The 25,829-nt window shown below is 65.4% G+C and carries 2 protein-coding genes (1 of these 2 running past the window's edge); both read right to left on the bottom strand.

The genetic code is table 11. The features are described from left to right. Positions 1-59 precede the first annotated feature (59 nt). On the bottom strand, positions 60-14,987 hold the full coding sequence (locus LZC95_16895; protein WXA98504.1) for an SDR family NAD(P)-dependent oxidoreductase: 14,928 nt from the start codon (positions 14,985-14,987) through the stop codon (positions 60-62). After that, on the bottom strand, positions 14,984-25,829 hold the 3' portion of the coding sequence (locus LZC95_16890) for an SDR family NAD(P)-dependent oxidoreductase (GenBank protein ID WXA98503.1). Its footprint extends 3,665 nt past the window's final position; only the last 10,846 of its 14,511 coding nucleotides appear in the window; its start codon lies off the right edge, out of view; the stop codon is at positions 14,984-14,986. The genes LZC95_16895 and LZC95_16890 overlap by 4 nt, the downstream gene beginning before the upstream one ends.

Raw genomic sequence — 25,829 nt, 5'->3', positions numbered from 1 at the left:
TGCCATCACCGTTTGTTTGAGGTGGGGGAACGGTTTTACCGGATTTCGTGCGCGGGTGTTCACGGGAACGACAGAACCTGAGCAAGGGAAGGCAATGCCGTGGCGATCCGGCGAACGCGTTCGTGACCGAGTTCGATTCCTTTGAGCGCCCGCGGTCGTGTCGTGCACACGAAGGCGAGCTGGGTGAAGGGCCCGGCGAGCAACTCCTCCAGCGCAGCCATGGCCCGTTCGGGCTCGATCAATCCGAAACCCGCTTGATCCAGCCAATTTTGAAGGGCGTCGGGGATCGGCCCGCCGCCCCAATATCCCCAGTTCATGATCTTGACCGGGCACGCCCACTCCTTCGACAGGCGATGTGCAAATGCATCGTTGAAGGCGCTGCCCGCTGCATAGTTGCTCTGCCGCGGGCTTCGTTCGAACGACTCGATCGAGGAGTAGAACAGGACGAAGTCCAGGGGCTCCTCGCCGAACACCTGGGCCATACGAACGCTCACATCGGCTTTCGCGCCGAGTCCCGCGGCGAAGCGGCGCTCGTCCATGTGGGCCAGATCGCTGCCCGACATGACCAAGGTCGAGTGAATCAGCCCATGAATCGAACCGTGATGCTGCTTGATTTGCTGGTACGCCCGCGACAAGTCCTCCAGGTTCGTGGCGTCGGCTTGCACGTACACGGGCGCGGGACCGAGCCGAGCCAGGCGATCGATCTTGGCTTGGATCTCCGCATCCAGCGCGCGGCGTCCAATCCACACCAATTGGGCGCGGTGGGTGCGAATCACGTGCTCGCTCAGTGCTTCGCCCAGTCGTCCGGCGCCACCGAGCATCACGTACACACCGCCCTGCCGAAAGCGCGAGGGCGCAGCTTGCGTGGCGCGCTCGCAGGGCAGCCACTGCTCGCGGTACCACTCGCCTTTGCGGTACGCCCATGGGTTGCCCCGCGGATCGGCCGGGAGATGCGCGATCTCCTGCAGCGGCCATGCGCCGTCCTCCGGAAGGTCCACGACGCGGAAGCGCCACTGCGGATGCTCCTTGGCGATCGAGCCGATCAGACCGTGCACGGCCGCGTGATCGGGCTCGATTCGCTCACTGCGCAAGATGCCCTGCGCCTGCCGGGTCACGATGGTCAGGCCCAAGGCTTTTTCACCATGGCCCGCGTGCAAAAGCGCTTTGAGCAGACGCAGGCCTTGCAAGACGGCCGCGTGCGGCTCGCTCGAAGCTTCGCGCGGTGCGATCCAGAACACGTGGGAGAGAGCCCCCGCGGCCGGCACCTGCTCGATGGCCGGCAGCGCGCGACCTTGCGGATAAAGCTGCTCGAGCGCGCGATGCTCGTCGGCGGCGCCGCCGATCCACGCCACGGGCTCACCCGCCGCGGGCCAGGCCTGCTGCGAACGCGGAAGCTGCGTCGCCTCCCACCGCGGTGCGAGCATGAGCTCCCCCGCTTCGCCGGGTACCCGTGTCGCATTCGATAGGACGCGAAAGGCAAGTCCTCGCATGCGCACGCACGACACGCCTTGCGGAGTGAAAATGTCGATATCGAGTTTGCGAATCGCTCCGTCGCCGGATCCGGCGCGACGGATCCAGGCCCACGCTTGCTCGGTGCAAGGCTGCCGCACCTCCAGCGAATCCAATGCAAACAGCAGCGTAGGCTCCGGGGTTCCGTCCGACGCGAGCACGGCACCGATGGACGCTTGAATGGCCGCGTCCAGGAGGGCTGGGTGCAGCACGTACGCATCGGCCGTTTGGGCCAATGCGGCGGGTAGCTGCAGTTTCGCCAAGGCTTCGCCTTCGCCCGAGAAAACGCTGTCGATGGCGCGGAAGGACGGGCCGTACGCGATCCCCAGGGCGTCGAAAAGCTCGTAGCAGCGTGCGCTCGACATCACCCGCGTGCAACGTGCTCGAAGCTCGCCGACATCGACGACGGCGGCCATGCTCGCGGGCTCGATCGAGACACGCCCCTGCGCGTGCACGACGTCCTGCCCCGAGTAGATGCGGTAATCGATTTCGCCCGCATCCTGCGGGTACAAGCCGACGTGCACCGTTTGGGATTCGGCGACCGCAATCGGCTGCAGCCAGGCCGTATCGCGGATCATCACGCACCGCTCGGCCGGTGCATCCACCGATTGCTCCGCCGCGGTCAGCGCCATTTCCAGGTACGCAACGCCGGGCAAGATCCGACGGCCCTGAACGACGTGATCGGCCAAGAAGAACTCCGTCCCGGTGAAGGTGGAGCTGAAACGCTGCTCGGAAAGCCGTGAGGTGTTGGCATGCACCAAAGGATGCAGCGCCGAGGTTCCCGCCTGCGACGTGCGAGCGGCTGGCGGCTCGATCCAATAGCGCTCTTTCGAAAAGGGATAAGCCGGTAGCGAAACGCGGCGCGGTGTCTCCGTGTAGAGCGAATTCCAGTCGAAGGACAGGCCTTTGACCCAGAGCTCGAGCAGCTTTGCGTACTTCCCGCGCTGCACCCACTTGCGAATGGCCTCTTGAAGCTCCTCGTCCTCGGTGAACAGCGAAAGCGCTTCCCGCTGCTGCTTCGTGTGCCCAACGTAGCACTCGGCGACATCACCGCGCGCGGCCTTACCTTGCACATAGCCGGTGAGCTTTTCCTCGAGCTCGCGGAGCGTCGACGCGGTGAAGGCGAGGCGGTGCTCGAGTGCATCGCGCCCTGTCTGCAAGGTGAATGCGATACCTGCAAGGTCTGCGTCGGAGGCAGACGTGCGCGTGAGGTGCTCCAACAGCTGCTTCGCGTGCGCCTGCAAACGCTCTTCGGTTTTCGCCGAGAGAACGATCAGCGCGGGACGGTCGGCGGCCTGGACGGTGGCCTCCGGGGCATCGTATTCGGCGACGATCAGGTGCGCATTCGAACCGCCGGCGCCGAACGAAGAGATACCGGCCATGCGCGGATACTCTTTTGCAATGCCGTCGATCGTGAGGACGGGCCGCGCCCAGGCTTCGCGCGCTTGCTGCACGCGGAACGGGGTGCGCTGGAAGTCGATGTGCGGATTCAGCGCGCCGGCGTGCAGGCTCGGCACCAAGGTTCGGTGCTGCATTTGCAACAGCACCTTGGTCAGGGCCGCGATGCCCGCCGCGCTTTCCAGGTGCCCAATGTTCGATTTGGCCGAGCCGATTGCACAATACTGGGTATCCGAGGTGTGTTGCGAAAAGGCCTGCGTCAATCCGCTGATCTCGATGGGATCGCCCAGGCTCGTTCCCGTGCCGTGCGCCTCGATGTAGCTGATGGCGCGCGGGTTCACGCCCGAACGCTCCAGCGCGCGTGCGATGACCTGGGCTTGCGCGCCGGGGTTCGGCACGGTGTACCCGTTGGTCTTGCCGCCGTGGTTGATGCTCGTGCCCTTGATGACGCCGTAAATGTGATCACCATCCGCCACGGCCCGCGCGAGGGCCTTGAGCAGCACGGCGCCCACACCTTCACCGGGCACGTAACCGTCTCCTCCCTGGCCGAAGCTCGCGCACCGGCCGTGGGTCGAGACGAATTGCCCCTGCGAGAGCATCAGGTACTTGTTCGGATGCACGGAGACATTCACCCCACCGGCAATCGCCGCATCGCACTCGCCGCGGGTCAGGGATTCGCAGGCGAGATGAATGGCGGTCAGCGAGCTCGAACACATCGTGTCCACGGCCATGCTCGGGCCATTGAAATTGCAGAAGTACGACACCCGATTGGCAATCGAGGCGGGATTGCCAGGCAGCGCGTAGGGTTGCCCCAGGGCCTGCGCCTGCGCGCCGTAGAGTTGGTATTCCTCGTACATCACGCCGACGAACACGGCCACGTTGCGGAGTGCCTCGCGCGTGTAGCCGGCGTCTTCGAGCGTCTGGTACACGCACTGCAAGAACAGCCGTTCCTGCGGGTCGATGTACATCGCCTCCTGCGGCGAGATGTTGAAGAACAGCGGATCGAATTCATCGACGCCATCGATGAATCCGCCCCACTTGCTGTACGCCTTGCCGGGCTTGCCCTTCTGCGGGTCGAAATACGCACTGTGATCCCAGCGCGTGGCGGGGATTTCCGTGATGCAGTCATGGCCCGACTGCAGGTTCTGCCAATATTCGTGCACGGTATTCGCCTGGGGATACCGTCCCGCCATTCCGATGATGGCCACGTCGACCGAGGATGGATCGCCGACGGACGGCCGCCTGGAAGCCGGCGCTCCACGTTTGAGCGGCGCATGCTTCGAGGGCGCATGCTTGAGCGGCGCCGGCTTCAACTTGGACGCCAGGGCGTCGCGATGATCCGTGACGAAGTACTCGGCCACGGCGGCAATGCTCCGATACTGGAACATCAATGTCTTGGGCAGCGGCCCGAACGTCTCCTCCAGATCGTTCACCAAGCGCAGCGCCAGAATCGAGTCGAAGCCGTACTGCTCCAGGTCGGCGTGGGAGTCGATCCGATCCGGCGAGAGCTTGAGCGTGGTCGCCAGCAGGCGCTTCAAATAGTGAATTGTCTTTTCGCGGAGGTCGTCGTGGCCCATGTCGGTCGCCGGAACGCTTTCGCGAACCGGCGCAGGAAGACGCGCGGTGGGGGTTCCGGCGACCACCACGACCTGAGAGGCCTCGCTGCGCCATGCGCGGTAGAAAGCCTCGAGCCCGGCGGCGGTGCCCAGAACGTCGAGGCCTTGGCGGCGCATCGCGGTCCGGGTGGCTTCGTCCGCGCGCATGCCGCCGTCGGCCCATAGTGGCCAATTGATCGACAATGTCCGACCACGGCGCTCGCCGCGTTTCACGCGCTCATTGCGATGGACGGCAAATCGATCCAAAAAGGCGTTTGCCGTCGCATAGTCGCTTTGCCCCACGCTGCCGGTCGCACCCGCGCCGGAGGAGAACAGCACCAGGAAGTCCAGATCGCACCCGCGCGTGGCGCGGTCCAGGTGGATCGCGCCGAGGACCTTCGGCGCCATCACCGCACGCAGTGCCTCCGCGCTCTTGTGGATGATGAAGGCGTCCTGGATCTGCCCGGCGGCGTGGAGCACGCCATCGAGGCGGCCGTACTCCGTGCAGATCTCCTCGATGCAGCGTTGCACGGCGGCGGCGTCGCTCACGTCCACCGCGCGGTAGCGAATTTCGGAGGCCCGGCGCTCGAGGCCACGGAGTTGGGACGCCTGCGCCTCGGACAGGTTCGAGCGGCCCACCAGAATCACGCGCGCATTCTCCACGCGATCGACGATCGCTTCAGCGAACAGACGGCCCAATCCGCCGGCACCGCCGGTGATCAGGTACACGCCGCCGTTCTTCCACGGCAGGCCTGCGGCGGTGTTTTCCTCGGCGGGCTGCAACGTCGCGACCTCGCGACGCCCCTCGACGTATCGGATCTCTGCGTCGTGCAGCGTGTTCTCTTCGATTGCGCGCGCCAGCAGATCGGGCCCCGCATGCGGCGGAAGGGCGATGATCTGGCCGTGAAGGAGCGGCTCCTCCAGCTGCGCGCTCTTGAGCATTCCGCTCAGCGCCCGCAAGGCGCCACCCCCGCTGGACTCGCTCACCAGCACGCGCAACGACACCGGTGTTCGCGGTCCGGCTGCCAACAGCGTGCGCAACCGCGCGAGCAACGGCTCCGCCATCGCCATCAGGTGCGCAGCGCCCCATTCGTCTCCTTCACCGGAGCGCGGCAGCACTTCCCAGTGGACGCCGGGGTGGCGCGCCCGAAGCTCCGCGACATGGTCGCGGTAGGTCTCGTCCACGCACACCCACTTGTCATCGTATGCCGTTTCGGCGGGGCGCGGCTCCACGGGCTGCCATTGCGGTTGGAACAGCGAAATACCGCTTCGTGCGGATTCGGCCTCGACCACGCGCGAGGTAAATCCGCGCAAGCGAACGCACACGCGGCCCAACTCGTCGCAAACGTCGATGTCCGTGCGCGACAAATGGTCGGCCCCCGTGTTCGCGCTCCGCCGCACGTACACCATCGCGGTGTGCGGCGTGCGATCCAGAACGTCCATGCTCTCGAGCGCAAACGGAAGCGCGAGCCGCCGCGGTCCGGATTCGCCATCGGCGAACGCCAACCCGGTGGAAGCCTGCAGTGCCGCGTCCAATACGCTTGGATGGAGCTCGTAGCGGGAGGCCGTTTCTTCGACCGAGGCCGGCAGCTGCACCCGAGCCAAGACGAAGGGTTCTCCATCGCCGTGCGCGCCCACTTGGATCTGCGTCAGCCCGCGATGGGCCGGGCCAAACGCGATGCCGGCCGCCGCAACCGCCTCGTAAAGGCTCTCCACGGCGATGTCGCGTGTAGCGGCCGCCCCGAGCCCTGCCAAGTCCACGTGCGTTTCCGTCGCATCCATCGGTGCGGCAAGCCCTTGCGCATGGACGATGTCCTCGCCGTCCGAAGGGCGGGTGTAGATCTCGAACGCCACCTCGCCGCGCTCGCGGGGTAGCACGCGGATGTGCGCGTGAACGCGCTCTTGGACTTCCAGCGGCCGCTGCCACACCACATCACGCAACCGGAGCCCCGCCGTCACGGCGCTCCCCAGCGATGCCACGACGGCCGCGCGGGCCATTTCGAGGTACGCGACGCCTGGAAGAACCTTCACGCCCTTCACCACGTGGTCGCGCAAGAAGAACTCGGAACCCGTGAACTCGGAGCTAAAACGCTGCTCGTTCAGATCGGATGTATTTCGATGCAGCAGCGGGTGCAGCACCGGCGCTGCATTCTCCACGCGGGAAGGCGCAATCCAATACCGCTCTCGCGCAAAGGGATACGTCGGCAGGCTGCGGCGTCGGCCCGAAACGGAAAGCTTCGACCAATCCACGTTTACGCCGTTGACCCACTGCTGCAGCACCTCGGCGTCGCCGATGGCCAAGGTCGAACGCGACCCCTTGCCCCGCTTGGATTCGCCGGCGTACAACCCTTCGTTCTTCCCTTCCAGATATCCGCGGAGACGTTCCTGCAACTGCCGCACGCTGCTTGCCGTGAACGCCAGACGGTGATCCATGGCGTCCCGACCGAACTGCAACGTATAGGCAATATCCGCCAAATCGCGCTCCGTGCAGGCATGATTCGAAATTTCGTTCAGCAGCTGCTGCGCTTGCGCCCGCAAGCGGTCTTCGCTCTTCGCGGAAAGCACGATGCGCGCCGGATGCTCCTCCGTCGGTGCGCGCGAGACTTCCCGAGCGGGCTCCAGGTATTGCTCCAGCACCACGTGCGCATTCGCTCCGCCCACGCCGAAGCTGCTCACCGCCGCGCGGCGTGGAACCGTGTGCCCCCGTGCATCCCGCATCTCGGGCCAGTCGCGCGTATCCTTCACCAGATAAAACGGACTTCCCTCCAGCTGCAAATACGGATTTGGCTCGTTCAAATGCGGATTGCCCGGGATCTTGCCGTGCTGGAGCATCATCAGCACCTTCACGACGCCCGCAATGCCCGCCGCGGCCTCCAGATGCCCGATGTTCGTTTTCAGTGATCCGACACCGCAATGGGGTTCGATGGGCCCCGTGATTCCCTGCGCCGCGTACAACTGCGCAAAGGCGCCCTTGAGGCCATTGAGCTCGACGGGATCGCCCAGCGCGGTGCCCGTGCCATGCGCATCGATGTAGCCCACTGTGCGGGCGTCGATGCCCGCATTCGTATAGGCCATCGCAATGAGCTCTTGTTGCGCCAGTGGATTCGGTGCCGTGGGGGACGTCGCCTTGCCACCGTGGTTTTCCGCACTGCCGCGGATCAAGCCGTAGATGTGGTCGCCGTCGGCCTGCGCCCGCCGCAGCGGTTTGAGGAAGAGCACCGCCACCCCTTCCCCGCGCCCGTAACCGTCGGCGCTGCGGTCGAAGGTCTTGCAGCGGCCATCTTCGCTCAGCATCCCGGCCTGGCTCGCCCCGAGGGTAATCTCCGGGGTCGCCATGACATTGACGCCGCCCACCAAGGCCGCCTCGCATTCGCCCAAACGAATCGAGCCGACGGCGCGGTGGAGGGCCACCAAGGAGCTGGAGCACGCCGTATCGAATGGTTCGCTCGGTCCATGCAAATTCAGGAAATACGAAACACGATTGGCCACCATGTAGTGGAATAAGCCTTGGGTGACGCTCGTGCCCTGTGCCTGCCGGACCAAGTCTTGGTAGTCCAACGTCGAGATGCCCACGAACACGCCCGTCTTGCTGCCGGAAAGGCTGCTGGGCCGATGGCCGGCGTCCTCGATGCAAGCCCACACGGACTCCATGAGCAGGCGGTGTTGCGGATCCATGGCCTCCGCCTGCGCGGGGGAGATTCCGAAAAAGAGCGGATCGAAGCAGTCCACGTCCGCCATGAAACCGGCCGACTTCACGCGCGTCTTGCCGAAGGACGACCGCGGATCTCCGTAATACTGTCGCCAGTCCCAGCGATCGGCGGGCACTTCGCCGACGAGATCGCGATTGGCCACGATGTTCTCCCAAAGCTCGCGCACGTTGGCCGAGCCCGGGAAGCGCCCGCTCATGCCCACGACCGCAATGGGCTCCTCGCGCCATTCGTCACGCGCAGGCGGGGCGGCGGGCGCCCGATGCCATTCGGACCGCCGCTCGGAGGTCACCGCGGTTTTCGGCGCGCTCGACTTCACGCGCAGCGCGCGCAGCCGAGGCTCGTGGTGCTTCACGAGGTACTCGCCCAGCAGGGCCAAGGTCGAGCATTCGAAGAACACCGTGGGCATCAACTCGAGCCCGTAGTGCTTGTTCAAATGGTTCGCGAACTCGGTGAACATGATGGAGTCGAAGCCAAAGCGCGAGAGCTCCGACTGCGCATCGATGGCGCGCACGTCCAGCTTCAGGAGGGAGCTGGCGGCCTGGATCAATTCCCGAATGACACCGTCGAGCAGCGGTTGTTCCGGCGCGTCGCCGACCGGGTCCGTGGCAACGGGCTGCGGGATTTGCAGCAACGTGGCCCGTATCTTTTCCACGTTGCCCGGGGCCACGAGCACCTGCGTGTGCTTCTCCAGGAGCGCCGCCACCAGGGACGCGACGCCGGTGGGCGTATCGAGTGGACGCAAGCCCGAGATGCGCTCGTTCAGCTCCAGCCGCTCCGCGCCCACATGCATGCCGCCCTCGCGCCACGAGGGCCAATTCACAGAGAGCGTATGGCCGCGCCGCTCGCCGCGGGCCACACGCTCGTTGCGATGGTGGGCAAAGGCATCGAGGAAGGAATTCGCGCCCGCGTAGTCGCTTTGGCCTGGATTGCCCGCGGACGATAGCGATGAAAACAGCGCGAAGAAGTCCAGCGCGACATCGCGCGTGGCCTCGTCCAAGGCCAAGGTACCCGCAATCTTCGGCGCCAGCACGGCGCGCGCTTCATCGGGCGCTTTCTGCGCGAGGTACGCGTCGCGCGTCACACCCGCGGAATGAAGGATGCCCGACAGACGCCCCCATCGCTGCCGAATCGTCTCGACCGAGCGCCGAACCTGCTCGGCATCGGAGACATCGCACGGAAGGTAATGGGCATCGACGCCGTGCGCGCGCAACTTTTCGAGCTCCCCTTGCGTGCTTTTCTCGAAGGGCGAACGGCCGCTGAGCACGATGGTGGCGCCCGCAACGGCGCCGAAATGGCGCGCGAAGAGCCTTCCCAATCCGCCCATGCCGCCGGTGATCCACACGACGCTCCCGGCGCGCACGAGCTCCGCGGCACTTCGGTCCGCGCGCAGATTCAGTTCGCGAAGGCGCCGGACCTCGCGAACGTTGCCATGATAACGAATTTCGACATCGGGGCTGGCCCCCTCGATCTCCGCCCGAAGCCAGCGCACGAGCGAGTCCCGGTCCGTGGGATAGCGCACCACTTTGCATTGCAGCTTCGGGTACTCCATCTGCGCGGTCTTCAACAGACCGGGCCACGCGCCATGCGCATGGGAGTCGTCGCCGGCGAGGACGTAAAACGGCTGCACGCGCTGCGGTTTCGCCTGAATGCAGCGCTTCAGTGCGGTCAGGACCTGCACGAAGTTCGCTTCGATCCCGCCCGAGAGCTCCTCCACCTTGGCCCCGGGCCACTGCGTTTGCAGCGCGCGATGCAGCTCGGCATCGGCCGTCGCAAGGACGAACACGGGAGCCTCGCGCGGTTGCACGGCGGCGGCTTCGGCGAGCGGCTGCGCCTCCCAGCACGGACTCGCGTACACGACGGGGCTGCGGGGCTGCGCGATGTTCGTCGCAACCGCGGTGAATCCTCGCAGCGCGATCGCGCATCGGCCGCGCTCGTCCAGCACGGCGAGATCGTAGGTTCGAACCGCGTCTCCGCGCCGGCCCGCGCTCTCGCGGATGTGCACGTACGCGATCTCGGGCGTGGGCGCGTGAATCCACACCTGCTCCAGCGCATAGGGAAACCGCAATTGCGAGGGCCGGCCGTCCTGGATGAACCCCAGCGCGATGGCGGCCGTGACCGCGCCATGCAGGATGCTCGGGTGCAACACGCCATCGCGCGGCGCCTCCCGGGGCAAAACCAGCTTGGCCAGGCCTTCGCGATCGTCGTGCGCGAGCCATTCGATCGCGCGCATGCTCGGCCCATGCGATGCACCGATGATGCGGTCGCACTCCGCGCCGTCGACCGCGCTCGGGAGACGCGACCGGAGTCCGTCGATGTGGACAGCGTCGGGGGCCTGCTCGCCCGCCCCGAAGAGCACAGTACCTTGCGCGTGGAGCTTCGCGTCGGTGCGAACCTCGAAGGTGCACGGATCGGCGGCCGCCACGCCGACGCTCACGGTGACGGGCCCCTCCGAGACCGCGAGGATGTCGCGCCACACGACATTCTTGATGCCGGAAACGGTGGCGTTGCGGCGGCTCTCCGCGGCGGCGCGTGCGAGCTCCAGGTACACCACGCCGGGAAGCAACTGGCCGTGGTCGCGCAGGAAGTGCTCATTCCCCGATAGCTCGTGGGCGACGACGTGCTCCCCCGCCGCGGGCGCCTCCGGCGAGCGGAACGTGAACCCGCGCATGCGAACGCACACGCGACCGGCCCGATCGCAAATGTCGACGTCGAGCCGCTGCACCTCGCGGGAGGTCGCGCTGGACCGCACCACGACCATCGCCTCCACCGGGCTGCGCTCCAGGATCTCCAGGCTTTCCAGCGCAAATGGCAGCAACGGGCGCGCCGCAACGTTTTCCCCGTCCTCGGTCAACGCGAGACCCATGGGGGCTTGCAGCGCGCCATCCAGCACGCTCGGGTGCAGATAATACGCCTCGGCGCCCTTGCCAACGGCATCGGGCAACGTCACCTGTGCCAGCACGCACGGCCGGCCCTCACTGTCGCGACCGACATGCATCGATGTCAGGCTGCGATGCGCCGCGCCCAAGGTCATACCGCTCGAATCGCTGATCGCGTAGAACCGCTCGACCGCAATGGCCCGCGTGCAGTCCGCCCGCAAAGCCGTCAGGTCAACACTGTTGACCTGATGCGATACATCGCTCCACACGGCCCGGCCCTGGACATGAATCACGTCCTGGCCCGTGTAGATCTCGAACTCGATCTCGCCATGCTCCTGTGCGCGCAGGCGGATGTGGACATCTTGCCGCTCGGTCACGACGAGGGGGCGTCGCCAGACCACGCTCTTCAACTGAAGGCGCGACGAATCCTCCTCGTTCGCCTCCAAGGAGGCCATCACGGCGGCCCGCGCCATTTCCAAGTAGGCGACGCCCGGAAGCACCGGCTGGCCGTGCACCCGATGGTCCTTCAGGAAAAACTCGTCGCCGGTGAGCGTCGACGTAAAGCGCTGTTGCTCGAGCGTCGACGTATTTCTCTGCGCGAGGGGATGCACCGCGATCGAGCCCGAAACGAACCAACCGCGCGCACCTCCGCCGGCCGCCTCCTCGACCCAATACCGATCGCGCGCGAACGGATACGCCGGCAACGACGTGCGCCGCGGCGCAAGGCCTTCGTACTCGGCCGCCCAATCGAACGAATAACCCTGGCAATACAATTCGCCCAGCGCCACGAGCGATCTCCGGTAGCCGGCTGCGTCGTTCCGTTGCGCAGGCAGCTTTCGCAATCGCTCGTTCGATTGCTCCACGAGCGCGGACTGCTCCTCGAAGCCGCGCGCCACGGAGGCCCGCACGATATCGGGATGCTTCGCGCCCGCGGCGGCCTGCTCGAGCAGGTCCACTGCCTGTTCGCGATCCGAAGCCACCACGGCGCACCGATGCTCGAAGTGAACGCGGTGCGCGAGCAGCGTGTACGAAAGCGCGGACATCGCTTGCGCGTTCCACGTGTGCGACCCATCGTTCAGCGCGCCTGCCAAGTCGCGTGCACGTCGCTGGAGCGCTTCCTCCGTCTTGGCGGAAAACGCCAGCAGGTAATACGGCCCACCGTGCGCCTCCTCCGACGCGGGCTCGTAGCTCTCGAGCACCAAGTGCGCATTGGTGCCGCTCATTCCAAATGCGCTGATGGCCGCACACCTCGGCGCGCCCGCGCGGTTCGGCCAATCCTTCAACGAGGTGTTCACGAAGAAGGGGCTATTGTCAAAATCGATGTGGGGATTGCCCGCGCGGTAATGCAGCGATGGCGGGATCTTCCCCTGCTGGAAGGACAGCAGAATCCGAAATAGCCCTGCCATCCCGGAGGCCGCCAAGCAATGCCCCAGGTTCGTCTTGATGGATCCTATGGCGCAATACTGCTTTTTGTCCGTGTACCTGCGAAACGCCCGCGTCAAGGCGGCAAACTCGATGGGATCGCCCAGCACCGTTCCGGTTCCGTGCGCCTCCACCATCTCGATGCGCTCGGGGTCGATGCCAAACGTCTCGTACACGTGCCGTTCCAGCCGCTCTTGCGAGCGTGCGCTGGGCGCCGTGATGCCATTGGTGGCACCATCTTGATTGATGGCCGATCCCCGAATCACGCCATGGATGCGGTCTCCGTCGGCCACCGCATCGTCGAGTCGTTTCAGCACCACCACCCCTGCCCCTTCGCCCGGGACGAAACCATCGGCGCGGGCATCGAAGGTGTGGCACCGCCCCGTCGGCGACAGCATGCCCGCGGCCGCGGGGCCGCCGTATGGATTGGGCATGCAGCCCAGCGACACTCCCCCCACCAGGGCCATTTCGATTTCACGCCCCCACAAGGCCTGGCATGCCAGATGGGCCGCCACCAGAGAACTGGAGCACGCCGTGTCGATGGCAATCGCCGGACCTTGCAGGTCGAGGTAGTACGACACGCGGGCCGGCAAAACCGAATTCGCGTTGCCCCACATCGCCTGCGCGGGCGCCGAACCACCAAAGAGGTATTTGTAATCACCGGGCTCGCAGCCGACGTACACACCGCATGGGCGGCCTTGCACCTTCAGCCCCGCGTAACCGGCGTCCTCGAGCGCCTTCCAAGCTTCCTCCAGAAAGATCCTTTGTTTGGGATCCATGCAGGTGGCTTCGGCGCCGGAGATGTTGAAAAACAGCGGGTCGAATAGGTCGATGTCCTGCAGGAAGCTACCGTGCGCATACCCGGGTTGCTCCGCGGTTTCGACCAAGTCGTCGCCGTGGGCCAGGTGCTCCCAGAGCTCGTCGAGGTTGCGCGAGCGGGCAAACCGCCCCGACATGCCGATGATGGCAATGGGCCCCTTCACCGCAGCGGCCGCAGGCGCGGGCGCCGCCGGCTCGATCCGCTCGACCACTTCGAGGCTGTCGCTCGGCGCGGGAACCGCCGACCGCGCCGCGAGCAGCACATCGCGGTACTGCGCCAGAATGTGCGCCACCAGCTGCGTCAAGGAGCTGTAGTCGAAAATGACGGTGGTTTCCAAATCGATGGACAATGCCTGGTTCACCGATTTGACGAAATTGATTCCAATGATGGAATCCATCCCGTAATCCGCCAAGGCCACGTCGAAATCGACTTCGTTCGCGCTCAGTTGCAGCGATTCGCACACCCGCTCGAGCAGCTGCTGCTGCACGTACGCCTTCAGCGCCTCGGGCTGCGCCGCCTGCGTCGTACGCGGCTGCGGAGTGGCCTCGATGCGGGGCGTGGCCTTCTTCGTCGCCTGCCCCGCCGCTCGCCGCACGATGCCGTCACTTTGCGCGACGATCACCTGCTGGCCCAGCGCATGGTCCTCCTCGGCGGGGAAGCACACCTCGGTGAAGCCTTCCGCCTCCAGCACCTGCTGCCAGGTCGCCGGCAGCAGCGCCGGTGTTCCCGGCACCCGCAGCTCGTCGTCCTCGAAGAGCCACCAGCCTTTGGTCAAGCCGAAGGTGAGGTGCGTGAACAGATCGCTCTTGGTGTTGCTCATTTCGTTCAAGAGCAACAGCCCATTGCGGCGCAATACCGCCTTGGCATTGCGCAGCGTTCGCCGGATGTTCCGCGTGGCGTGGAGCACGTTGGTGGCGATCACCACGTCGTAGGATCCGCCCTCGATGCCTTGCTCCTCGGGCGAATTCTCGACATTGAACAGGCGGCAATTCAAATAGGGGGCATGCGGGCGGTAGCGCTCCTCGGCATGCCTGAGAAATGCCTTGGAGATATCCGTGTAGCCGTACTCGGCCATGCGATCGGCATGGTCTTTCAGCTTCTCGAAGACGACCGCGCTGGTGCCCCCCGTGCCGGCGCCGATTTCCAGAATGCGCACCGGCTCGGTCGCATCCTCGACGTACGCCACGACGCCTTCAGCCACGACGGCGTTGAACGTATCGATTCGCGAGCTTCCTTGGTACACGTCGCCGACGCGATCCATCGATGCGTCGGCAAACAGCACGTCCGTCGCCAACCGCTTGCCCCGCAGAATATCGGGCAACGCGCGCACCGTCGCATCGAGCAGCTTCATCTGCCCCTGCCGCTGCGGATCGGTCAGCCGCTCCGAGCACGCCGCTTCCCACGCCCGCCAGACCGCCTCGGCGTCCGGCACATCGGCCAGCGTGTAGCGGCCGCCGTCCAATCTCAGATGACCATGGCGCACCAACACGCGCGCGCTCTCCTCGAGCCAGCGGCCGTAAAGGGCGTCCAGGTGCGACTTTTGTTCTTCCAGCGAAAAATGAGCCTGTTCGAACAGCCCCAGGCGGCGCAGCTGAATGAACAGCAGCCGCGCCAGCAAAGCATCGATCTCGCCCGCGGCGGTGATCGGCGTCGTCATCGAACGCTCCTCGATTCCGTGATGCGCGCCATACGCGCTTTCATTCGTCCGATATTCGTGGAAGGCCGGTCCGGGTACACCGTCACGGCGCTCTTCGGATCCATGCCTTCGATCAGCAGCGGTTTGGTCACCTTGATGATCCCCATTTGATCCAGAGGCCCGTTCATCAGACTGTCCAGCGCGGGCATGGCCTCGTCCAAGGTGATGGCCCCAATGCCCATTTGCTTGCTCTGCTGGAACTCGAGCAATCCATCGTTCGCCGGGTTGTCCCAGAATCCCCAATTGACCACCTTCACCTCGGCGCGTCCCCGCCGCACGAGCGATCGGGCAAAGGCATCGCTGAAGGTGCACGCCGCCGCATAGGCACTTTGCTGCGGGTTCTTGATGAAGGAAATCAACGACGAGAAGAAGAGCACGAACTGCAAGGGCTCCTCGCCGAACACCTGAATGGCACGCACGCTGACGTCGACCTTCGCTTTCAGGCCGGCGGTGAAATCGGCCTCGCTCATCTCGGCGAGGCTGCGCGGTTCCAGGTGGATCGACGAGAGCACCACGCCATCGATGCGCGCGTGCGTGCGTTTGATGTTTGCGTAGGCCCGCTGCAGCGATTCACGGTCCGACGCGTCGGCGGCGATGTATTCCGGTGCGCTGCCGAACTGCGCAAGGCGATCGATCTTCGATTGAATGGCGGCGTCTTTCTCGCGCCGGCCCAGCCAGATCACCTTGGCCTGGTGATGGCGAATGACCCACTCGGTCCATGCCTCGCCGACGTGGCCGGCGCCGCCGATCACGACGTAGACGTTACCGTGCCCGTAGACCGGCACCGTCGCATCCGTCGGACGCGCATCGACCAATTGTGCGCGGTACCATTGTCCCTGGCGGTATGCCCAGCAGCGTGCACGCGGATCCGCTGGAACATCGGCCCATTGGCTCGCGCGCCAGTCGGCGCCGTCCTGAAGATCGAGCAGGCGGATGCTCCAATGGGGATATTCCTTGGCCATCGAGCCGAGCAAGCCATGGATGCCCGCATGGCTCGGCTCGACGTCGCAGCTGCGATGCACCGCCTGGGTCCGATGGGTGACCACCGTCCAGGCCAGCGGCGCGTCCCCGTGGCCGCTGGCCAGCAGCGCCTTGATGATGCGGAATCCGTGGAGCACCCCGCACTCTTGCGCAGCGATCAACGCGTCGTCGTGGGTCGTTGGTGCCGCCGGCGCGATCCAAACGATGTGACGAATCGCCGGCATACGCCCCCATCGTTCCGCGAGGGTCGATGCGTCGTCCTCGGGCGCGATGTCCGAGAATACGGCATGGGGATAACGCGCGCGGATGGCCTCGCGGGCGGGCGCATCACCGCCGACGACGAGGGTCCCTTCGCCGGCGCCGGCAAAGGCTTGGTCGGCCGGTCCGGAGATCTCGACCGATTCCCACACCGGAACCAACCGATGCAGGCCCACCAACGCGCTGTTCGCGACTGCGCTCTTCGGGCTGCTGCCATTTTGTTGCTTGGGCACCGATTGAACCCAATACCGCTTTCGTGCAAACGGGTACGTCGGCACCCGCACGCGCGGCGGTGGAGCGTCGCCGTACAGGCCCTTCGCGTCGAGCTGGTAACCCTGGCAGTACACGTCCGCGAGGGCGGTCAGCGACTCTCGGTACGCTTGTGCGTCGCCCGTTTGTCCCGGCAGGGCCGTCAGCAGACTTTGCACGTAGCGCTTGAGCGCCGGCTGCTCCACGAACTCCTTGGCCACTTTTCCACGCAGCAACGCGGCATGATTTTCACCGCGGGCCGCGCACTCCAAGACGGCCATTGCCTGCGCCCGATCGCCCACCACCACGGCGCAACGATGCTGGAAGTGTTGGCGATGATGAAGCAGCGTATAGCTCAACGAGCTCAGCGCACCTGCATCCCAGGCCTGCTCCTTCAGGACGGCGGCCAATTCGCGTGCTCGCTGCTGCAGCGCTTCTTCCGTCTTGGCCGACAGTGTCAGCACGAAGTACGGCGCACCCGTCGACGCGGAGACGAGCGGCGCATCGTAGCTCTCCACCACCATGTGCGCGTTCGTACCGCTCAATCCGAAGGAGCTCACCGCCCCCAACCGCGGCCGGTCGCTTCGTTTGCGCCACGGCTTGTTGCGCGTGTTCACGAAGAATGGGCTTTGGCTCCAATCGATGTAATCGCTCCGGTGCTCGCAATGCAGGCTGGCCGGGATCGTCTCATGGCGCAGCGCCTGCACGAGATTGACCAGGCTGACCAAACCCGATGCGGCGAACGTGTGGCCCACGTTCGTCTTCGTCGATGTGAGCGCACAGAACGGCTCGTCCGAGGTAATGCCTTTGAACGCATCCCGCAGCGCGTTGATTTCGACCGGATCCCCCAGGCGCGTTCCCGTGCCGTGGGTGACGATGTACTCGATGTTCTGCGGAGCGACGGCCGCGCGGCGGTGAACGCTCTCGATCAAGTCGGCCTGCGCCGCGCCGCTGGGGGCCGTGATCCCATTCGTCTTCCCGTCGTAGTTGATTCCACTGCCCCGAATGACGGCGAAGATCAGATCGCCATCCGCCTGCGCCTGGGAGAGGCGCTTGAGGACGAGGGCGACCACCGCCTCGCCGGGCACGATGCCATTCGCGCGCTGGTCGAACGCATAGCATTTGCCATCGGGCGAGAGCATGCCCGATTGGCTCATTCCGATGTAGCTTTGTGGTGTCGCAATCACGTTTACGCCCGCCGCAATGGCGGTATCGCACTCACCCGCCGCAAGGCTCATGCACGCCTGATGGGCCGCCACGAGCCCGGACGAACACGCCGTGTTCAGCGCCATCACGGGCCCGCGCAGATTCAGGAAATACGACAAGCGCGCGGCCAGAATGGCTTCGTGGCTCGAACCGACGGTCCCCTCGTCATCGGGCAGCAAGGTCTGATAGTCCCCCTGCTCCACCCCGACGAAGACTCCAATCTTCTGACGGTCGATCTGCGCAGCCCCGTAACCGGCGTCCTCCAGGGCGCGGTAGGATTCTTGAAGCAGCAATCGCTGCCGCGGATCCATGGACACGGCCTCGCGCGGCGAAATTTCGAAGAACAGCGGGTCGAACTCGTCGACGCCGGGTACGGTGCCCATCCACTTGCTGTTCGTTTGCTTCGTGCCCAGCGAGCCGTTCGGCGCTTGGTAAATTCCGCGCCAGTCGAAGCGCTCCAGCGGAATTTCCTGCACCGCCTCACGGCCGGACACCAAGACGTCCCATAGCTCGTCGACGGTGCGCGCCCCGGGAAAGCGGCCGCTCATGCCGATGATCGCAATGGGCTCGGGCCCTTCACTTCGGTGCGTCTTCGGTGCGACCACCGGCGCGGGGGCTGGCTTCGTGGTCGCGTTCACCACCGGCTTCACGACAGGGCGACGGGGCTCTTCGTTCTCGCCATAGCACTGGCGCACGGCCTCGGTGTGGCTGGCAGCAAGGTATTCCGTGAGCTTGGACAGATTGTTATGGCTGAAGAAAATCGCCGGGGTAATATCGACCGAATAGCGATTGGACAACCGCCTTGCGAGATCCGCGAGGCCAATGGAGTCGAATCCGAACTCCGCCAGGTTGATGTGCGCATCCAGCTTCTCGCGGGCCGTTTTGAGCATGCCGCTCACGATTTCGCGCAGCTCCCAGAGCACGCATTCGTCGAGGGTCAAACCCAGCAACTCGGGCCGACGCTTCGTCACGGGTTGGGAAGTCTCGATGACAATCGGCGGCAGAGCAGGCGCAGGCGACGCCGCGAGCCCGAGCATCCGATGCACCCGGTCCTTTTGGCCAAGCATCACGAGCGCATGGTTCGCGCCCCCGCCCCAGTACCGCGCCAGGATCTGCTCGAACAGCGCGACACCTTCCGCGCCACGCACCGCAGCCTGGCCGCTCGATTTCAAATAGAGCTGCGTGGCCTCCGCGTCGCCGAAGCGCAATCCACCGTCGGCCCAGAGCGGCCAGCAGATGGCCACACCGTTCTTCGATACGTATTTCGCGTGCGCCAGCTCGAAGCGGTTTCCTACAGCGTAATCGCAGGAACCTACGTCGCCCAGCACCGCGGAGGCCGACGAGAAGTGGCAAATGAAGTCCAGTGCCCGGTCGGCGCAAAGCTCGTGCAACACGAGGGTGCCGGAAATCTTGGGCGCCAGGACTTCCTCGAATTGCCGTGCGCTTTTGTGCAGAACGTCCTCGTGGCTGGGGACGCCGGCCGCGTGGAGGATGCCGCGCAGCCGTCCAAATCGCTCGCAGCCCTGCTCCAGCGCGGCGCGCATTTGGTCGCGATCGGTGACATCGGCGGCGACGTACATGGCATCGCCACCGAGTGCCCGCAGCTCCCGGATTTGGGCCTCTTTGCCCGCGTCAGACGGTGCGCGGCCGACGAGAAGGAGCTGCGCCGCATAGCGCTCCGCCAGGTGCTTCGCAAAAAGGTACCCGAGGCCGCCCGACCCGCCCGTGATCAGGTAGGTGCCACCCTTGCGGAACGGAGATGCGTCCGTCTCGGTGCTTTGGGCGGGCTGCACCCGCAACGCGTGCCGCTGTTCGCCGATGTACAGCGCACTCTCGGCTTTTTCCGCGTGCGTCTCGTTCCAGAGGCGGCGCGCCCACACCGCTGCGGAATTCGGCATATCCGATGGATCGTGGATGACGGCGACTCGGACATCGGGAAGCACGCGCTGGATCGAGCGCTCGTAGCCAATCCACGACTCCACGTGGCACCGATCGAGCTCCGATCCGCCTTCGGCCGCCAACAAGACCGTGGCGTTCCGGATGCCCGCTGCCGCGAGGCCGTGGATCAACTCGACGATGGGCGCATGGTCGGCCACGCCGGTCGACCCCTCGAGGGCCCATAAATACCACACGGCATCGATGCGCCCATGCCGCTCGACGATGCGGCGGAAGCTCTCGGTCAGCGACGGCACCAGGCCTGCGCCGTTGGTCCCGACCGGCATCGGCACGAACTCGATCTGCGCCTGGGCGTTCTCGCGTTCGAGCGCACCCCGCCACTCCGCGTGGCGCGACCGATCCGACGACAGCACGACCAAGCTGCAGGGGCCCGCCGGCGCACGCTCCAGGGGGCTCGGCTGCCACTCCTCGGAGAACAGCATAGGTTCGATGCCTTCCTCGACATCGGCCGAGGGCAGCTCCGCGCGTTCGACGACGACGGCCTTCGACGGCGACGTCACCCAGTGCCTTTCCCTGGCGAACGGATAACCCGGCAGCGCCATGCGCTGCGGCGGGTGCCCCGCGTGCAAGGCTCGCCAGTCGAGCGCGTAGCCTTGGCAATACAAATCGCCGAGCGCGGCGAGCATTTGCGAATAGCGCTCGGACTCCTGCTGCGCGGACAATTTACCCAATAGGTCGTTCGCGTATTCGCGCAGCATGGGTTGCTCGGTGAAGTCGCGCGACACCTTTCCGTGCAACAACGTCGGATGCTTCTCGCCTTGGGCGACTTTCCGAAGCAACGCCACCGTCTGCGCGCGATCCGTGGCGACCCATGCGCAACGATGGGCATAGTGCCGTCGATAAGCCAGCAGCGTATGGCTCAATGCCGCCAATCCCGCCGGACCCCAATCGCGGCGTTCATCGTTCAGCAGATCGACCAAATCCCGCGCGCGCTGGCGCAAGGCTTCGTCGGTCTTTCCCGAGAGCGCGAGCAAGAAGTACGGCGCCGGCGAGGCGGCGGACATCGACGGAGCGTCGTAGCCCTCCAGCACGACGTGCGCATTGGTGCCGCTCATGCCGAACGCGCTCACCGCACCAAGCCGCGGCTTGCCGGATTGACGACGCCAGGGCCTGTTTTCCCGGTTGACGTAGAACGGGCCGCGACTCCAATCGACGTAGTCGCTCAATTGCTCGCAATGCAAGCTGGCCGGGATGGTCTCGTGCCGCAAAGCCTGCACCAGCCCCACCAGGCTGGCGAGCCCCGACGCTGCGAACGTGTGACCTAGATTGGTCTTCGTCGATGTGAGCGCGCAGAAAGGCTCCCGAGCCTCAACGTCTTTGAAGACGTCCCGCAGCGCATGGATCTCGATCGGATCGCCCAACCGCGTCCCCGTTCCGTGGGTAACGATGTATTCGATCTGCCGAGGATCGATGTTCGCGCGCGCATACACGTCGCCAAGAAGCTCGGCCTGCGCCAAACCACTGGGCGCCGTCAGGCCATTCGTCTTGCCGTCGTAGTTGATCCCGCTGCCGCGGATCACCGCATGAATCGGATCGCCATCGGCCTGCGCCTTGGAAAGGCGCTTGAGAACGATGGCCACCACCGCCTCACCCGGCACCATGCCGTTCGCGCGACGGTCGAACGCGTAGCACTTGCCATCCGGCGACAGCATGCCGGCTTGCCCCATGCCGATGTACGTATCGGGGGTCAGCATGAGATTCACTGCCGCCGCGATGGCCGCATCGCACTCGCCGGCCCGCAAGCTGAGAGACGCTTGGTGCAGCGCCACCAGCCCCGACGAGCACGTGGTGTTCAGCGTCATCGCCGGACCGCGCAGGTTCAAAAAGTACGACAGACGCGCCGCCAGAATGGCATCGTGGTTGGCCGTGGCGCTGTTCTCGACGCCACTTCGAACGAGCAACGTTTGATAGTCCCCCTGCTCGGCGCCGACGAACATGCCGATGCGGTGCGTGCTCCGTTGCGGATTGCCGTAGCCTGCATCCTCGAGGGCGGTGAACGACTCCTGCAGCAGCAGGCGCTGCCGCGGGTCCATGAGCTCCGCGTCCTTCGGTGATATTTCGAAGAAGGCGGGGTCGAATTCATCGGCACCGGGCAAAGCGCCCAGCCATTTGCTATTCGTCTTCCCGGGCGACGCGGCATTGAAGTTCGCGTCGGCCGTCTGCGGCTGATAAACCGCGCGCCAATCGAAGCGCTCGAGAGGGATCTCCCGCACCGCTTCCTTTTGCGACACCAGGATTTGCCACAATTCGTCCACGCTGCGCGCGTCGGGAAAGCGGCCGCTCATGCCCACGATCGCGATGGGCTCGGGCGTGCCGTCGGCGGTCGGCATTGCTGCCACCTCGACCGGGACGGAGACGGGCGCGGGCGCCTTCATGGGCATCGGGCGGGTCGGCTTGGGGCGGGCGGCCTCTGGAGCATCCTCCGTGTAATGCCGATGCATGACGTCGCCGTGGGCGCTGGCGAGGTGCTCCGCCAACTTCGATAGCGTGCCGTAGCTGAAAAAGATCGACGGCGCGATATCCAGCGTGTAGCGCGAGGACAATCGTTTGGCGAATTCCGCAAGGGCGATGGAGTCGAACCCAAACTCGGACAAATTCTCGTTCACATCGAGGCGCTCGCGCGGCAGCTTCAGGAGCTCCGCAGCCATGTCTTGCACCTCCCACGAGATGCATTGTGCAATCGAAAGGCCGTGCAGCTCCGGGCGGCGACGACGGGCGACCCGCTCCGGTTGCGGGAACTCCTGTGCAGTCTCCGCGCCGACGCCGAGCATGCGCTCCACGCGCTCCTCCTGGCCGCACATCACCAGCGCATGGTGCGCGCCGCTCGTCCAATGCAGGGCCAACACTTGCTCGAAGAGCTCCAACCCCTCCGCGGCCTCGAGTGCGCGCTGGCCGCTCGAGCGCAGGTAAAGCTGGGTCGCTGCCTCGTCGCGAAGCCGCATTCCACCGCCTGCCCAGAGCGGCCAGCAGATGGCGACCGCGTTGTCCGCCGCGTACTTCGCATGTGCCAACTCGAAGCGATTGGCGACCGCGTAATCGCATGAGCCAAAATCGCCCAGAATGGCCGACGACGAGGAGCAATGGCACACGAAGCCGGCCCGCTGTTCTTTGGAGAGCTCGTGGAGAACCATCGTGCCCGCCATCTTGGGCGACAGCACGGCTTCGAGGCTTCGCAGATTTTTGCCCAACAGGCCTTCGCGACTTTCGACCCCGGCGGCGTGGATGATGCCATGGATCGTTCCAAATCGATCGTTGCCCTGCTCCACGGCCTCGCGCATCCGTTCGCGGTCGGCCACGTCGGCCGCGATGTACATGGCCTCGCCGCCCAACGCGTGCAACGCCTCGAGCTGGGAAGCCTTGCCCGCGTCGATCGGCGAGCGCCCAATGAGAATGAGGTGCGCGGCGTAACGCTTCGCCAGGTGCTCGGCAAAGAGGTACCCGAGTCCTCCGAGGCCGCCCGTGATGAGGTACGTGCCGCCATGGCGCAACGGCGACGCGGGTTCGGCCTCGGCCGCGATGGCCTGAACGCGCAGGGTGTGCCGGCGCCCCTCGAGGTACAGCGCGCTCTCGAGCTTCGCCGCCTGCTGCTCGTGGACAAGACGGCCCACCCAACGGGCGGCCACGTCGGAGTCCCACGCCCCGCGCGGCTCGTGGATGACGGCGAGCCGAATACCGGGCATCACCTGCTTCACGGAGCGCTCGTAGCCAATCCACGACTCCAGGTGGCAACGCTCGATGGCGGATCCGTACGCGCCTGCCAGCAACACCGTGGTCTCCTGAATGCCCGCCGCGGCCAGACCTTGGAGCAGCCTCGCGACCCCCGCCGCGTCCTGCACGCGGTCCGCATTCTCGAGCGGCCACAAATACCAAATTGCGTCGATTCGGTCGTGCCGCGCGGCGATGCGTGGCAAAGCCTCCTCGAGCGATTCCGATTCGGAAACGAAGATCACCGTGGCCCGAACCGCGGAGGACACGGCCGCCTGGTGAACCGGATCGGAGAGAAAGACCACGAGGGTCGACGCATGCGAAAGCGACGCCGCATCGGGCAATTCGCAGGGCGTCCACTCCTCCGCAAACAGCATGCTCGCGTCCGCGGGAGCGCTTTCCGCGGGTTGCGCTGGCTGTGCGATTTCGATCGGACGCGGTGCGTCTGCCGGCGGTGCACCCGCCCGGTCCTCCAGCCAATAACGCTCGCGCGCAAATGGATACGTCGGCAGCGAAATCCGCCGAGGCATGCGATCGCCGTAAAGCGCGCGCCAATCCAGCTGCAAACCTTTGGACCACAGCTCGAGCAACTTGCCGTACTTGCCGCGCTGTATCCATTTGGCAACGGCCTCGCGCAGCTCCTCGTCCGCGGCAAACAGTGAGAGCGTCTCCTTCTCTTGCTTGACCTGCCCCGTGTAGAAGTCGTCGATTTCGCCTTTGGCGCCCTGGCCATCGAGGTATCCACGAAGCTTTTCGCGGAGCTCACGCATGCTGCTCGCCGTGAACGCCAGGCGGTGATCCATCGCCTCGCGGCCGACCTGGAGCGTATACGCCACCCGCGCCAAATCGCCATCCGCGTGCTGCACGGCGAGCAGCTGCTCCGCGTACGCGCGCAATCGATCTTCCGTTTTGGCCGACAGGACGATCAGCGCCGGATGCTCGCGCGTCACTGCAGATGCCGGCGCCTCCGGGGCATCGTACTCCTCGAGAATCACGTGCGCATTGGATCCACCGGCGCCAAACGACGAAACGCCCGCAATGCGCGGAGAGCCTTGCCATTCCTCCAGGTGCTGCTGCACCTTGAACGGCGTGCGTTCGAAATCGATGTGCGGATTCAATGTCTGCGCGTGCAAACTTGGCACGAGCTGCCGATACCGCATTTGCAGCAGCACCTTGGTCACCGCAGCAATGCCCGCGGCACTCTCGAGATGACCGATGTTCGACTTCAGCGAGCCAATGGCACAATACTGGCGATCTTGCGTTTGCGACGCGAAGGCTTGCGTCAAGCCGGCAATCTCGATGGGGTCGCCCAGCTCCGTACCGGTTCCGTGCGCCTCGATGTAGCTGACGGCGCGCGGATCGACCTGGCTCTTTCGGAGCACGGCCTCGATGAGATCGCGCTGCGCCGCTGGATTGGGCACGGTGTAGCCGTTCGTGCGGCCGCTGGCATTCACCAAGCTTCCCTTGATCACACCGTAAATGTGATCGCCATCGGCTTCGGCCCGATGCAGCGGCTTCAGCACGATGGCGCCAACGCCCTCGCCATCGACGAAGCCGTCCGCGCTCGAGCCGAACGCCTTGCAGCGGTCGTCGCTGGACAGCATGTTCATCGCCGACAAGTTCGTATATTGCACGGGGTCGACAATCAGATTCACGCCGCCCGCAATGGCCACTTCGCACGCACCGCTCTGGATGGCTTCCACGGCCAGGTGGATGGCCGTCAGGGAGCTGGAGCACGCGGTATCCACGGCCATGCTCGGGCCTTGAAAGTCGCAAACGTACGATATGCGATTGGCAATCGACCAATAGCTGGAGTGCCTCAGGTACGTGCTGTTCATCACGCCGACGTACACACCGACTTTGCGGGTTCCGCTCAACGTGGCCGGGGTATACCCCGCGTCTTCGATGCTGGCCCAAGCCTCCTCGAGAAATAGCCGCTCCTGCGGGTCCAACCTCTCGGCCTCGGCCGGCGAAATACGGAAGAAGAGCGGGTCGAAACGATCGATGGCGTCGAGAAAGCCGCCCCACTTGCTATAGCTCTTACCGGGTTTACCCTTTTCCGCGTCGAAATAGAGGCTGTGATCCCAGCGGTCGCGCGGAATCTCGGAGATACCGCTTTTGCCCGCGCGCAGGTTCTCCCAGAATTGTGCGACGGTGGGCGCTTGCGGATAACGGCCGCTCAATCCGATGATCGCGATGCTGGACGACGGCTCGATCTCCTTGGGGCGCGTCACCACGGGGCGGGCACGCGGCGCCTTCGCAGCCGCGGGCGGCGCAGCGGGTGCGGGCTCCTCGGCCATTCCGACCCAGCGCGCAGCGGCCGAGGGATCCGTCTCGCCGAGGTAATCGGCCAGCGCGCCAATCGTCTGCCGCTCGAAGAAGACGGTGCTCGAGAGCTCGGGGAAAAACTTCTTCAACTCGTTCGTCAAGCTGACCACGAGGATCGAG

The organism is Sorangiineae bacterium MSr12523, assembly GCA_037157775.1.
GTDB lineage: Bacteria > Myxococcota_A > Polyangia > Polyangiales > Polyangiaceae > Pendulispora > Pendulispora brunnea.
The sequence above is the reverse complement of the archived record's forward strand: the minus strand, read 5'-3'. Positions and strand labels throughout refer to the sequence as shown.

What these genes read in the sequence shown, in the direction of transcription:
- LZC95_16895 (WXA98504.1), bottom strand. Translation starts at nt 14,987, where the DNA reads ATGACGACGCCGATCACCGCCGCGGGCGAGATCGATGCTTTGCTGGCG.